Consider the following 13,274-nt stretch of genomic DNA (forward strand, 5'->3'; position numbering starts at 1 on the left):
TCAGCGGAAGCTTTCGCATAAACTGCTCACGGAAGAAAGAGTAGGCCGATGGAACCGAAGAAAGCCGAAATCGACCGGGTCGACCGGGCGCTCCTGCGTGCGCTGTCCGTCAACGCCCGTGCCTCCGGTGCGGCGCTGGCCGCGGAGATCGGCGTCGCCGAGTCGACCGTATCGCTGCGCCTGCGCCGGCTGCAGCAGCTGGGCCACATCCGAGGCTACCGCGCGAATATCGATCTGGCCGCGCTGGGCGCGTCCCTACAGGCGTTGATCTCGGTTCGTCTGGTCAAGCACGCCCGCGTGCAGATCGACGCGTTCCGGGCGGCGGCGCCGCACTGGCCCGGGGTGATCGGCCTGTTCCACACCGCCGGCGCCGACGACTATCTGCTGCACGTGGCCGCGGCGGACGCGTCGGACCTGCGTGACTTCGTCCTGCAGCATCTGGCGGAGCATCCGGCGGTTGCGCACACCGAGACCAACCTTATCTTCGAGTACGTCGACGGTGACGGCTGGCAGGACCTCGTCAAATAGTTCGCTTAACGCAGACAACGCCCCTGCCGAAGCAGGGGCGTTGTCGAAGCTCGTGAGCTATGCGACTCGGAAAGCCGCCTCGCTAGTTGAGCAGTTGCGCACTTTAGAGGGCGCGGATGTTCTCGGCCTGAGGACCCTTCGGGCCCTGGGTTACCTCGAACTCGACCTTCTGGTTCTCGTCGAGCGACTTGTAGCCGTTCGATGCGATCGCGGAGTAGTGCGCGAACACGTCGGCGCTTCCGTCGTCGGGAGCGATGAAGCCGAAGCCCTTTTCAGCGTTGAACCATTTCACGGTACCTGTTGCCATTATGACTCCTCCAGGAGTGTTAGAAAGGCCCCGACTTTCGAGGCCGTTCGTCGCGGTATTCGTCGTCCGCTTCCGAAAGGAATACGCCGCGGCGACCGGGGTCACCGCGTTTTAAGACGTGCAAGCACTACAACTACTTAGATAACCCTAGCCCACATCGCCGCGGTGCATCCAGATTCCGTGCCAATTCGGTTCCAAAGCGTTACGTTGATTGCAGGTTATGACCCGATCAGGGCGCACCCTGCACTACTCGGTGGTGACGAAGTCGATCAGCTGCTCCACCCGGCCCAGCAGTTGCGGCTCCAGATCGGCGAATGTGCGCACCCGACCCAGGATCCGCTGCCAGGCCCGGGCGATATCGGCCTGGTCCTCGTGGGGCCAGCCGAGGGCCTCGCAGATCCCGTGCTTCCATTCGATGCTGCGCGGAATCGCGGGCCACGTCGTGATTCCCAGGCGGTTCGGCTTCACGGACTGCCATACGTCGATATATGGATGCCCGACCACGAGCACATTCCGGCCGTGCGGTCCGCGCGCCACGGCGTCGGCGATCCGGCTTTCCTTCGATCCGGGCACCAGGTGGTCGACCAGCACCCCGACCCGCCGGGTGGGTCCCGGGCGGAACTCCTGCAGGAGCTCCTCGAGGTTGTCGACGCCCTCGATGTACTCGACGACGACCCCCTCGATCCGTAGATCGGCTCCCCAGACCTTTTCCACAAGCTCGGCGTCGTGCCGGCCCTCGACGAAGATGCGGCTGGCTCGGGCCACCCGTGCCGGGGCATCTCGCACGGCCATCGATCCCGAGGCGGTGCGGGCGCGGCCCTGCGGCGCCGCCCTGACCGGGACGACGAGCACCACCGGCTCGCCGTCAATCAAGAATCCGCCGCCGAGCGGAAACAGGCGCAGTTGACCGTGGCGGTCCTCCAGAGTGACGATCTTCTTCTCGATCCGCACCACGGCACCGCAAAAACCGGTCGCGACCTCTTCGACGACCAGGTCGGGCATGGCTTCCTGCTTCGGAATGACCTTCCGGCCAGCGTCCCGCCAGCCGGGGGAAAGTACATCCGCACTGTACCGATCCTGCATGTTCCGCTCGTCCATTGACGGTCTTCCTCGCTCCTGCGCCTCGCCGACGCCGGAATCGACGCTAGCGGATGGCCCGCACGGTCTGCGCTCTCAGGCCGGGGTGTCGGCGTCCGGTAGTAACCTGTCCCCATGTGCGGTCGATTCATCATCACGGACACGGCGTCCGATCTCGCCGCGATGTTCGATGTCGAGCACGAGGGCGAGAACCTGCCGGAACCGTCGTGGAACATCAAACCCACCGAAAAGATCCCGATCGTGCTCGAGTCAGCCAAGGCCGGGCCGGTCGTGCGCCGGCTCGAGGGCGCGCGTTGGTCCCTGGTCCCCTCATTCGCGACCGAGCTGCAGTCGTCCTTCGCCACCTTCAACGCCCGTGCCGAAACGGCGGCGGAGAAGCCCACCTTCAAGAGTTCGGTCGCCTCTCGGCGCGCGCTGGTCCCGGCCACGGGCTACTACGAGTGGCACACGGACGGCACCGTGAAGACTCCGTACTTCATCCACTCAGACGACGGTCTTCCACTGGCCTTTGCCGGCCTCTACTCCTGGTGGCGCAATCCGGCCCTGGCCGACGACGACCCGGCCCGGTGGGTACTGTCCGCGACGATTCTCACCCAGGACGCCGAGGGTCCCCTGGCCGCCCTCCACGACCGGATGCCCGTGATCCTGGCGGAAGAATGGTGGGACCAGTGGCTCGACCCCCATACTCCGGGTGACCAGGCGCTGGTCGACGCCGCGGTGGCCGCCTCCCGGGAGACCGTCGAGAGCCTGAGCTATCACGAGGTCGCCCCGGTGCGCGGTGACGGTCCGGAACTCATCGAGCCCGTCGGGGCGCCGTCGCCGGTCTGACGCTCGACCGGGTACGCTCGACTCATCGGCCCGGCGTTCAGTGCGGGCATCGCTCGAAAGGATCGCACCATGAACGCCGTCGCCTTCACCGTCGCAATGGCCATCTTCGTCTTCGGTCTCTGGCTGTTCGGGTTCGCGTTCGAGGTGACGGCCTGGCAGTTGCCGATCTTCCTCAGCGGCATCCTCTGCGTTTCCCTGGCCGTGGCCATCCCGGTGCAGATCCTCCGCGACTAGGTAGCAGCCCCCGGCACCATGTCGGCTCGATCGCGGCGGCCCTCCGGCCCCGAAGTGTCGGCGGAGCCGTCCTCGCGCTCGAACGAGGGTTCGCGCTCGAACGAGGGTTCGCGCTCGAACGAGGGTTCGCGCTCGAGGACGCCGCGGGAACGGTCACCAAGCTGGACGTGCTCTGGAATGTTCCCGGCCTGGGGATGAACGAGGGCGGTTGCGACTCGGATGGCCGGTTCCCTGGCCTATTTCCCTTTGCCGGCTTTCCGGCCGCGGCCGGCTACCCCGACGGGCTGACCGTGGACAGCGACGGTGGCGTGTGGGTGGCCGTCTACGGCGGGAGCGCCGTGCGCCCGGTCCGGGAGTTCGCCGGCTGACGGGCCTCGTCAGCGCAACAGGCCGGCCACCAGGTTGATCAGGGTAGCCAAGATGAACGAGCCGAACAGGTACGAGAGCAGACTGTGACGCAGCGCCGTCATCCGAATTGCGTGCGTTTGCAGACTGGTGTCTGACACTTGGAAAGTCATCCCGATCGTGAAGGCCAGGTAGGCGAAATCCCCGTAACTCGGTGGCACCGCCTGGTTGAAATCCACCCCGCCGTCGGGCCCGGAGTAGTAGAGCGAGGCATAGCGGAGCGTGAACAGGGTGTGCACCAGAATCCAGGAGAGTCCGACGCTGAGCACCGCCGCCGCCGCCAGGATTCCCCGTGCGGTGACCGAGCTGGTGTCGGTCCCCACCAGCAGGAACACCAGAGCGCCGAGGCTGCCGAGGCTGCTGAAAAGAATCAGGATGTCGGCGGCACCTCGGGACGAATCCTCCCGGGTGGCATGGCTGGCCGTGTTCTGGATGTCCATGGGGCCGATGGTGATCCACACCCAGGTGACATACGTCACGCAGGCGGCCGCCCAGCCCGCGATCGGAGCCAGGGTCCAGCTCCCGCACACCCCGGCCAGAACAGCGACGACGACACCCACCGCGAACATGCCGATAAGTCGGGTACTCGAGCGGTGGAGGCGTTGGCCGTGCGTCGTCATATGCTGATCGTGCCATGAAATCGGGTCTCTGCGGGCCGAGACCCGGGGCGCATCCGGTGTTATGCCAGCCAGGGTCGGTAGTGTGAGGGAACGATTGGCTGGCTGTTCCATTGCCGGCCGCACTAACGCTGAAAGAGAACGCTGGATGTCAGATAGCCCGGCCGCGGCGTCGCCCTACGAGGTACTTGGCGTCAGCCCGTCGGCAAGTGACGACGAACTCCGTCGTGCCTACCGTCGCCTGCTGCGCCACACGCATCCGGACGTCGGCGGAGACGCCGCCGCCTTCCACCTCGTTCAGATCGCGTGGGAGCGGGTGGGAACCCCGGAGGGGCGCGCCGACTATGACCGCCGCCGATACCCGGACGCGTTCCCCGAGCCGGAGCGCCCCGCCTACGCCTCCGGAGCCGGCCGTGGGCAGGCCACGCAGGCTGGGCCGCGCGCGCGCATGTACGGCCATCCGGGTGGCGAGGCGCGCCAGCGTTACCTCGAACTGCTCCGGGAATGGGCCGGGCGCGGAACCTCTATCGATGACCCGTATGCCCCGACGCTGATCCGTTCGGCGCCGCGGGAGATCCGGCATTGGCTGGCGAAGGCTCTGGCCGAGGAATCAACGGCACAACTCGTCTCCGCCCTCGGGATCGGCTTCACGGCCTGGCATGATGTGGCTGCCGGCACGCGGGGCGGCAAGGTCGATCACGTCGTGCTCGGCCCGGCGGGACTGTTCGCGGTCCTGTCCGAGGACTGGGGCGGGCCGGTGCAGCTTCGGCGCGGGGAGCTCGTCGGTGACGCCCTCGGCCCCGATGTTCGTCCGATCGAAGACGTCGAGGGTGTCGTGCGGGCTCTGGCGAAGTCGCTGCGGGTGAGGTTCACCGCTGTGCTGGTCGTGCTGCCCGACGAGGCCCTGACTGACCCTCTGACGGTCCCCGGACGTGGCCGGCGCCCGACCGTGATCACGCTGCCGAGGTCACGGCTGATGGGGGTGCTGCGCAGCGGGCTGCCCGGAATGGACCGCGGCAGCTTCGAGAAGGTGTTCGAGTTGCGGAGCCGCCTGCAGGACGGCATCCGCTTCAGTTCGGAGTAGCCGCTTCGCGCAGGCCCAGCTTGTCGGCCCAGTACCGGAGGAATTCTGCGCCGGCCGCGTCGTGGATCAGGGACCCCTCTACGATCACGGGGTAGGGGCGCTCGAGGATGCCGTCGGACGGCCGCACATCCACATGCGAGACGTCATAGCCGGCGGCATGCAGGTGGTCGGCCATCAGGTAGTCGCTGCGCGAGTCGCCGACCGAGCGCCAGACCCGGGGGAGTGTTCCCGATTCGGAGAAAAAGGCCAGCGCCCGCTCCGCGCCGCGGTCCTTGTCCAGGGTGACCGACTCGATGTCGGTCGAGATGATCGTCGGGTCGATCCGGAATCCCACGGTGCCGGCCTGGTCCGGAACGACTCGATCACCGAAACGGATGCCCAGCCCGAGTTCAACCATCACCCCGAATGCGGCCTCGTTGAACCTCACCGCGGCGGCCTGGTACCGGCCGCGGTCGGCATCCGTGCGCTGCTCGACCGAGACCATGGCCTGCTTGGTCTCGTCGAAGAACATCGTGTCGCTGAACCCGTCGGCGACGAGGTTGCGCAGCATATCTACGGCGGCGGCCGGCAGGGCCACGCTGTCATCGACGACGATCTCGCCCATCCCCGCGGCAGTGATCGGGAACCAGACGGCTCCCTTCTCGCAGACCCCGTACATGCGCATCGACTCGGGCAGTCCGGCTGCGCGGAGGGGCGCGACAACCTTCTCGCGGATGAATGTCGACGACCGCCCGGTGATGAATGCGATCGGAACGTTGGCTCCGGCCAGGCTGATCAGATCCGTGATGATGCTCGGTATGGCGATGGTCCGGGACACCGGACTGGCGATCGGCCCGTCCACGTCGAGCAGCAGGCCGAGGGGGGAGAGGGTATCGCGCATACCCCAGTGTTTCATGGGCGTGCCCCTTGAACGGTCAGCGGGCTTCCACCGTCACCTTCCCGTTGGTGGTCGCCGCGGTGATGAAACGGTGGGGGAGGGGTCGCTCGGGACCGACCCGCTGTCACTCTCGCGGTTGGTCGTGCGGGCGTCCACCCGGTAGGTCACCCCGTCCGGTGGCAGCCGCACCGTGATCGCACCGTTGGTGCTCCGGGCCTCGGCCGACGTCGGCGGGTCGAGAAAGTCGAGTTTGACGCAGGGAGTGCCGTAGCCGACGAGGCTACCCCGCCCGGGAACGCCTATCCTTGATCAAGATGATTACCCGACGAATCGCCGCCCTGCGCCTGGATATCCCGATCGAAATGGCGCAGCGCCACGAACTGCCCTCCCGGATGTCGGAGGCTGAACTGGCCGAGATCGAGCGCAATCCGCCGGCGTGGCTCGTGCAGTCTCGGGCCAACCGCACCGGCAAGAAGCCGGTCTGGGTGGAACTACGTTGTGATGTCTGCGGGTTCTCCGAAGCCGCGCGTCCCAAGAAGTGGTGGCCCGCCTTCACCTATCTGACCTGTGACTACCACGGATTCGAGGAACTCCCAGATGCCGCCGCCGGCCTCAGTCGCACCGAGGTCGACGGCATCGGCAACGCATTCATCGGCATCGTCGATGAGGCACCCTAGGTGAGTGTGAGTCCTAGTCGTCTCCGGTCTCGAACCAATTCGACGGAGATTTTGGGTCAAACTCCCATTTTTTAGCCCACAGGCGCTGTTTAGAGCAGAATCTCCGTCGAATTCGTTCGGGATGAAGTTGTCGCAGAGCCCCGGACTCGACCGACAAGGATCTTGCGGCGCACGTTCGTCCCAAGTGGCAGCGAACAGGCCAACCCGGAGGATACCCCCATGGGTATACGGGGCATGACTCCGAGCGTACACCTCGCGCGGTGTGCCCCGGCACCCGACAGGTGTCGGTCCGTCGGCGCCGGGTGGAGTAATTTGGCGGTAGCCGCCTGAGACCGGAGGACTTCTGCCATGCTGCGCACACTGGGCGTTTTCATCGCCCGTCACCGGTTCACCTCACTGCTGGTCTGGGCGCTCACGATCGCCGCGTGCGTGGCGACGGCACTGATCGGGGTGACGGGGGAGAACCTCTTCCAGCGGCTCTCCAGCGCCGGACCCACCGTTGAAGGCGAGGCCAGCCAGGCCGCCAATCTGCTGCAGGGCACCGAGGGCGCAGACATGGAATCTCTCTCTCTGCTGATCCACGACGTCGACCTGTCCTCCCCGGACCTGGGCCTGATCCTCACCGCGGCCACGACCGACCTGTTGGAAGTCGACGGGGTAACTGAGGTCATCAACCCGCTCGTCATCCCACCGCTCCCTGACGGCTCGCCGAACCCGGCTGCGATGCCTCTCCTGGTGCCCGACGGCACCGGACTGTTGCTGAACGCCCAGATGGTGGCACCAGACGGTGACCTCAGTGATGACCTGCTGGGCGAGGTGGAAGAACGGCTCGGCGTGGCGGCCGACGAGGTCCGGCAGCTTGAGCCGGACGCCACCGTGGAAGTCGGCGGAACCCCGCTCCTGGTGGAATCCCTGGTGGCGGTCGCCGAGGCCGACCTGCAGAAGGGCGAGCTGATCGCGTTGCCGATCGCCCTCCTTGTGATGCTGATCATCTTCGGCGGATTCCTGGCGGCCGGCATCCCGCTGATCGGGGCGCTGGCGTCGATCGCCGGCGCTCTCGGGGCACTCTTCGGCTTCAGCTACCTGATGGAGATCGACACCACGGTGCTCAACGTCATCACCGTGATCGGGCTGGGGCTCTCCATCGACTACGGGCTCCTGATCGTCAGCCGGTTCCGCGAGGAGTTCCGGGCACTCGTGGAGCGGGCCGGCGACAGCGAGACGCGTACGGAACGTCACGAGCTGATGCTGCAGGCGGTGGGCATCACGGCGGACACGGCCGGCCGCACGGTGCTCTACTCCGGTCTGACCTTCGCCATCGCCACGGTGGGCCTGCTGGTCTTCGAACCGACGATCATCCGTGCCATCGCCATCGGCGCGGTCTCCGTGGTGCTGATCGCCATCCTGACGGCGCTCGTTCTTGTGCCGGCTCTGCTCGGGTACTTCGGCGAACGGCTGCTGAAGCCGGGCCTGCTGACCCGCATCCCCGGCCTCGGTCCCCTCCTGACCCGTTTCGGCGACGTCGCCCCCCGGGAGGGCGTCTTCTCCCGGCTGACTCGCCGCGTGCAACGGGCGCCCGTGCTCGTGGCGCTCGGGGGCATCGCCGTGCTCCTCCTGCTCGGCAGCCCCGCGCTAAACATCAATGTGTCCAGCGGCGGCGCCGACGCCATCCCGAAGGCCTCGACCCAGTACGGGTTTGTCACGGCGCTGAACGACCTCTTCCCCCTCGCCACGGCCCCGCTGGTGCAGCTCGTCTCGGACACCGATGAGGCGTCCGCCGCGGCCTGGGCCGAGGAGGTGGCGACGCTGCCGAACGTCACCGGCACGACACCACCGGCCCTGGTGAACGGGCATTGGGTGTCGCGCGTCGGCGTCGACCAGAACGCGGGCCCGGCCGTTGTGCGGGAGATCCGGGACGACCGGCCCGACTTCGACCACTGGGTCGGCGGCACGGATGCCGCGTCGGTCGACTATGTCGACTCATTGGTCGCCGGCGCGCCCTGGGCTGCCCTGATCATCGCCGGGGCCACGTTCCTGCTGCTCTTCCTGATGACCGGTTCCGTGGTCATCCCGCTCACCGCCCTCGTGATCAGCGTCATCTCGCTCGGCGCCTCCGTGGGCATCCTGGTCTGGGGTTTCCAGGAGGGAAATCTCGCAGGCCTGCTCGATTTCGATGCCGATAAGATCGCCGGGGTGGACCCTCTGGTCCTGACCCTCGTGCTCACCTTCGGCTTCGGCCTGGCCATGGACTACGAGATGTTCCTGCTCGCCCGGATCAAGGAGCACTACGAGGCGGGTGAGGCCACGCGGCTCGCTATCGAGACGGGTCTGCAGAGCTCGGGCCGGATCATCTCCTCCGCGGCCCTGATCATCGTGATCGTGTTCGCCGGGTTCGCGACCGGCAATCTGCTGCAGATGAAACAGATCGGCGTCGCTCTCGCCGTGGCCGTGCTGCTGGACGCGACCCTCGTGCGCACCATCGTGGTTCCCGCTGTGATGACCTCGCTCGAGAAGGGCCTCTGGTGGGCGCCGAGGTGGTTGCATCCGATCTACGCCCGCTTCGGGATGCGGGAGTAGGGCGGCGGCTACACCGAGGTCGGCTCGTCCAGGTCGTCGTGGTGGATCCGGTCGGCCAGGCTGCCCAGCGGCTCTCCGGTGCCGCCCCACTGCTCGGCGATGATCTCCGCGGCGATGGACACGGCTGTCTCTTCCGGGGTTCGGGAGCCGAGATCCAGCCCGATGGGGCTGTGCAACCTTGCCAGCTCCGCCTCGCCCACACCTGCCTCGCGGAGCCGGGTCAGTCGGTCCTCGTGAGTGCGCCGAGACCCCATCGCACCGATGTAGGCGAACGGGCCGCGGGTCAGGGCCACCTTGAGGAGCGGCACGTCGAATTTCGGGTCGTGGGTGAGCACGCAGACGACGGTGCGCTCATCCACGAGCCCGGCCGCGACCTGCTCGGCCAGGTAGCGGTGCGGCCAGCCGACGATGACCTCGTCGGCCTCCGGGAACCGGGCCGGCGTGGCGAAGACCTCGCGGGCATCGCAGACGGTGACACGGTAGCCGAGGAAGGAAGCCAGCCGGGCCAGGGCGGCCGCGAAATCGATGGCGCCGAACACCAGCATCCGTGGGCGCGGGGCGTAGCTGTTGACGAAGACCCGCATGCCCTCACCGCGTCGTTCACCGTCGGGACCGTAGGTGAGGGTGCTGTTGCGTCCGGCGGCCAGCAGCCCGCGAGCATCGTCGCCGATGGCCCGGTTCGCCCGTTCGGAGCCCAGATCGCCGTCGAAGCCGTGCGGCCGGATGATCAGGTGTCGGCCCAGACGGCTGGGATCGGGGTGCGCGATCACGGTCGCGACCCCTACCGGAGCCGATCCGGTGATGTCCTGCTCCACAGCGGCCAGCTCCGGGAAGCTCACCTGGCTGACTGGCTCGACGAAGACGTCGAGGATGCCGCCGCAAGTCAGACCAACGGAGAAGGCGTCGTCGTCGCTGATGCCGTAGCGCACCAGCACCGGCCGCCCATCCTCGATCACCTGGGTCGCGAGGTCGTAGACGGCACTTTCGACACAGCCGCCGGAGACCGAGCCGACCACCTCCCCGTCGGCGGTGACCAGCATCGACGCGCCGGCCGGCCGGGGGGCGGACTGGAAGGTGCGCACGACGGTGGCCAGGCCGGCAATGCCGCCGGCCTGCCATCCCGTCAGCAGCGGGTACAGAACCTCACGCACAGGTGGTGACCCTTCCGGTTTCGCTCATCCGGGTCTACCGACCGCCGGCGCGGCGGCCGATCCAATAGGCGACAAACGCCACCGCTGCGATCACGCCGAGTAGCCTGGGCAGGCTGCTGAGCTGATCCATCACGATGCCCTTGGCCAGATCGAGGGCGTTCAGGCTGGTCTCGGCGGGCGGCTGCGGCGCCCGGGAGGTAGGCGCCGTCGTGAGGGGCCGGGCCGTCGGCGCGGCGGGCGGAGCCGTCGCGGTTCCCGTCCCACTGACCGTCTCGGCGGTCTGCCCGGTCGTGGCCCCGGCAGCAGGCACCGCCGGTTCCGGAGCCGGACCCGTGACCATGGCCTGCAGGTTCTCGGCGAAGAGGGCCATCATCTGGTCCGTGACGCTGCCGATGATGCTGCACCCCATCGCGGCCACCTTGCCGGAAAGCGCCACCTCGGCACTGACCGTGCCCTGGGTCTCGCCCTCCGCCTCGACGAGGGTGAGGGTGGCCGTACCCTGCGCCGTGCCCTGACCGCGGGCCTCCTGAGCGCGCCCCTCGAACACGGCGCGGTGCGCGGTCGCATCGCGTTCGAGAACGGTCATCTGACCTCTGTACTGAATGGTCACCGGACCCAGTTTCACTTTCATTCCGACCTGATAGGCGTCATCCGAAGACTTGTTTAGCACCTGTGCCCCCGGAACGCAGCCGGCGACACGTTCGAAGTCCATCAGAGTCTTCCACACCTCGTCGATCGGTGCGACGACGGAGAACGTGCTGTTGATGTCCATCAACGGGTCCTCGTATTCTCGTGTGGGTCCGAACGGTCGGCGCGAATCGCCGCCGCCACTTCTGCCAGGGCCGCATAGCTGTGCCCGCTGACGAACGCGTCGAGAAAGGGCAACGCGGCCGCCATGCCGCCCACCACCGGCGGGTAGTCCAAAGCGATCTTCCTGGGGTTGACCCAGATGATGCGGTAGGCCAGGCGCCGCAGGCGGGCCATCTGGGTGTGCACCGATTCCGGGTCGTCCAGCGCCCACCCGTCCGAGATGATCACGACGACGGCCCCGCGGGCGAGGCCTACGTCGACCCCAGGCATCCGTGAAATGGCGGATGCTTTCTGCCAGCCTGGTGCCGCCTGCCCAGTCCTGGGTGCTGGCGGCAGCCCGTGCCAGAGCCTGGTCCGGGTCGCGCACCGCGAGCTGACGGGTCAGCCGGGTTGATCCGGTCGAGAAGATGAAGGCTTCGGCCTCGGCCCCCGCGACCGCGCCCTGCAGGAGCGACAGGAAAACCCGCGTGTACGGCTCCATCGACCCGGACACATCGCACAGCAGGATCAAACGGCGCAGTCGCGTGCGCCGGCGCCGGTAGACCAGGCGCACCGGTTCCCCGCCGGTGTGCTGCGCCGCCCTGACCGTGCGGCGCAGGTCCAGCCTCGGGGCGCTCCGGGAGCTCTTCCGGGTGCGGCTGCTGACGCGTTCCGGCGTGGCGAGGGCGATCCGGCGCACCAGGCGACGCATCTGGGCGAACTCGTCCGGAGCCAGGTCGGTGAAAGACATCTGGTGCAGGCGCTCCTCGTCCGCCGCCGTCACCAGGATCGTTTCCCGCTCCGGCGCATCCGTGTCTGTGTCCGCGGAATCGTCCCCGCCCGGAGCCAGGACCGGCGGCTGGGGCAGCGGCGCCTGGTCCGCCGCGATCGCGCACCACAAAGTCCAGTTCGAAGAGCTCGTTGATGTCGATCAGCCACTCGGGTCTGGCCAGCCGGAGCTTCATCATCGGCAGAAGACTGTGCCCGCCCGCGATGACCCGGGACTCCGGACCGTGGCGCTCGAGTAGGGTGATCGCATCGTCGACCGTGCTGGCGCGCACATAGTCGAAGGAAGCTGGAATCTGCACAGGGGCCTCCTTCTCGAAAAGGTGCCCGGCGGCAGCGACAGGCACGGAATCGTGTCACATAGTGCTCCGGGGCCGCCGGGTTGTCAACGCGAATCGGGACGGCTCCGGGCCGCCGGGGAGTCGGCCGCTGGGAGCGACCGTCCCGCAGCGGAGAACGTCGAGGGTTCAGTGGCGGTCCCGCAACGGGAAAGGCCCCGGCGACGAATCGCCGGGGCCTCATGCACTGTCTCAACCAGCGCTCGTCCGTTCACAGCAGAACCATGACCGGAAGTCTGTACTCAGCATACAGGCACAGTAATCGGTGCCGGGGGATGGTCAGGTTCGGGTCGGCGGCCGGAGTCGTCCCCGGGCCCGAGGGCCCCGGAGCGCAGCCCCAGCTCGTGTTCGGCGACGGTGCGCACGAGACCGCGCAGCCGCTGTGCATGGCCGTAGCGCACGATGGCGTGCGCGTTCAGCCCGTCGATGATCGCCAAAAGCTGCCAGGCGACGGCGTCCGGGTCGATCGCCCGGAATTCGCCGCGCGCGCAGCCGGTGTTGAGCAGGACGGCCAGGAACGCCTGCCAGGCGTCCATCTGAACGCCCACCTCCACGGCGAGCGCAGGGTGGCGTCGGCCGAGGCTCCAGGCGTCGAGCCAGACCGCGGTCACGGTGCTGCGTTCGGGTCCGAGCAGAGTGTCGATCAGCGTTTGCAGGGCCGCCACGGCTGTTTCGCAGGGCGCCAGCTCCTCCGCCACCTCGCCGATCTCGGCGGCTACGATCGCCCCGAAAGTGTAAGCCACCAGGGAGTCCATGCTCGGCTGGTAGTGACTGACCAGGGCCGGGGTCACCCCGATCCGGGAGGCGACCGCACGCAGTGTGAGGGCCGACAAGCCCTCGTCAAGGGCGATCTCGCGGGCGGCGCGGGCGATTTCCGCCGCCCGCTCGATCGGTGCTTTGCGCCGCGATGCGCTCGGATCGGTTGACATGAAACCTGAGTCTATATATCTTTAGCCAACGGTTATTGATCAAGTGATC

15 protein-coding genes and 2 pseudogenes are annotated in these 13,274 nt (G+C 67.6%); 7 read left to right on the forward strand and 10 right to left on the reverse strand.

What is annotated here, in order from left to right:
* The first annotated feature begins 48 nt into the window (after positions 1-48).
* Positions 49-528 (forward strand): Lrp/AsnC family transcriptional regulator, encoded by a 480-nt coding sequence (locus E3T40_RS10230; RefSeq protein WP_104102139.1) that lies wholly within the window; start codon positions 49-51, stop codon positions 526-528.
* 103 nt (positions 529-631) lie between these two features.
* Here the strand turns inward: E3T40_RS10230 and E3T40_RS10235 are convergent, their stop codons facing one another.
* A complete protein-coding gene (locus tag E3T40_RS10235) occupies positions 632-835 on the reverse strand; it encodes a cold-shock protein (protein ID WP_035840308.1) in 204 nt (67 codons plus the stop codon).
* A 246-nt stretch (positions 836-1,081) separates the two neighbouring features.
* Positions 1,082-1,918 (reverse strand): DUF3097 domain-containing protein, encoded by an 837-nt coding sequence (locus E3T40_RS10240; protein ID WP_134543392.1) that lies wholly within the window; start codon positions 1,916-1,918, stop codon positions 1,082-1,084.
* 129 nt (positions 1,919-2,047) lie between these two features.
* Here E3T40_RS10240 and E3T40_RS10245 point away from each other — a divergent pair, with 129 nt between their 5' ends.
* The 3 genes from E3T40_RS10245 to E3T40_RS16715 all read left to right on the forward strand — a co-directional run bounded on the left by E3T40_RS10245 (position 2,048) and on the right by E3T40_RS16715 (position 3,363).
* Positions 2,048-2,761, forward strand: coding sequence for an SOS response-associated peptidase (locus E3T40_RS10245; RefSeq protein ID WP_104169923.1), 714 nt, complete (start codon positions 2,048-2,050; stop codon positions 2,759-2,761).
* A gap of 69 nt (positions 2,762-2,830) precedes the next feature.
* The gene (locus tag E3T40_RS16710) at positions 2,831-2,995 is read left to right on the forward strand and encodes a hypothetical protein (RefSeq protein WP_158250294.1); all 165 of its coding nucleotides are present in this window, start codon (positions 2,831-2,833) and stop codon (positions 2,993-2,995) included.
* A 167-nt stretch (positions 2,996-3,162) separates the two neighbouring features.
* Complete coding sequence (locus E3T40_RS16715) at positions 3,163-3,363, forward strand: SMP-30/gluconolactonase/LRE family protein (protein ID WP_198411978.1); 201 nt, start codon at positions 3,163-3,165, stop codon at positions 3,361-3,363.
* Positions 3,364-3,372: 9 nt separating this feature from the next.
* Here the strand turns inward: E3T40_RS16715 and E3T40_RS10255 are convergent, their stop codons facing one another.
* Entirely contained in the window at positions 3,373-4,020 is a 648-nt protein-coding gene (locus E3T40_RS10255) for a DUF1345 domain-containing protein (protein WP_233193972.1), read from the reverse strand.
* Between the two features lie 145 nt (positions 4,021-4,165).
* Between E3T40_RS10255 and E3T40_RS10260 the strand changes: the two genes are divergently transcribed.
* On the forward strand, positions 4,166-5,101 hold the full coding sequence (locus E3T40_RS10260; RefSeq protein ID WP_104194049.1) for a DnaJ domain-containing protein: 936 nt from the start codon (positions 4,166-4,168) through the stop codon (positions 5,099-5,101).
* On the opposite strand, the gene E3T40_RS10265 is transcribed toward E3T40_RS10260, so the two are convergent.
* Positions 5,088-5,996 (reverse strand): hypothetical protein, encoded by a 909-nt coding sequence (locus E3T40_RS10265; protein ID WP_174843661.1) that lies wholly within the window; start codon positions 5,994-5,996, stop codon positions 5,088-5,090. The two genes, E3T40_RS10260 and E3T40_RS10265, sit on opposite strands and share 14 nt — an antisense overlap.
* 296 nt (positions 5,997-6,292) lie before the next feature.
* Between E3T40_RS10265 and E3T40_RS10270 the strand changes: the two genes are divergently transcribed.
* Both E3T40_RS10270 and E3T40_RS10275 read left to right on the forward strand, forming a co-directional pair.
* The gene (locus E3T40_RS10270; protein ID WP_134543376.1) at positions 6,293-6,655 is read left to right on the forward strand and encodes a hypothetical protein; all 363 of its coding nucleotides are present in this window, start codon (positions 6,293-6,295) and stop codon (positions 6,653-6,655) included.
* 348 nt (positions 6,656-7,003) lie between these two features.
* Complete coding sequence (locus tag E3T40_RS10275) at positions 7,004-9,232, forward strand: MMPL family transporter (RefSeq protein WP_134543377.1); 2,229 nt, start codon at positions 7,004-7,006, stop codon at positions 9,230-9,232.
* A gap of 8 nt (positions 9,233-9,240) precedes the next feature.
* Here E3T40_RS10275 and E3T40_RS10280 read toward each other — a convergent pair whose 3' ends face one another.
* From E3T40_RS10280 to E3T40_RS10300, 6 genes and pseudogenes are all read right to left on the reverse strand, one after another.
* A complete protein-coding gene (locus E3T40_RS10280) occupies positions 9,241-10,383 on the reverse strand; it encodes an XdhC family protein (protein ID WP_134543379.1) in 1,143 nt (380 codons plus the stop codon).
* A 34-nt stretch (positions 10,384-10,417) separates the two neighbouring features.
* Positions 10,418-11,155: an SRPBCC family protein gene (locus E3T40_RS10285; protein WP_134543396.1), complete on the reverse strand. Its 738-nt coding sequence runs from the start codon at positions 11,153-11,155 to the stop codon at positions 10,418-10,420.
* Positions 11,155-11,463, reverse strand: a complete 309-nt coding sequence (locus tag E3T40_RS17345; RefSeq protein ID WP_255453817.1) for a VWA domain-containing protein — start codon at positions 11,461-11,463, stop codon at positions 11,155-11,157. The genes E3T40_RS10285 and E3T40_RS17345 overlap by 1 nt, the downstream gene beginning before the upstream one ends.
* A 43-nt stretch (positions 11,464-11,506) precedes the next feature.
* Positions 11,507-11,923 (reverse strand): annotated as a pseudogene (locus tag E3T40_RS17350) (VWA domain-containing protein); the annotation flags it as partial.
* 193 nt (positions 11,924-12,116) lie between these two features.
* Positions 12,117-12,305 (reverse strand): annotated as a pseudogene (locus E3T40_RS17615) (FAD binding domain-containing protein); the annotation flags it as partial.
* Positions 12,306-12,538: 233 nt separating this feature from the next.
* Positions 12,539-13,225: a TetR/AcrR family transcriptional regulator gene (locus E3T40_RS10300; protein ID WP_104169916.1), complete on the reverse strand. Its 687-nt coding sequence runs from the start codon at positions 13,223-13,225 to the stop codon at positions 12,539-12,541.
* Between the last annotated feature and the right edge of the window lie 49 nt (positions 13,226-13,274).

The sequence above is a fragment of the Cryobacterium sp. TMT1-19 genome (assembly GCF_004403055.1).
Taxonomy (GTDB): domain Bacteria; phylum Actinomycetota; class Actinomycetes; order Actinomycetales; family Microbacteriaceae; genus Cryobacterium; species Cryobacterium sandaracinum.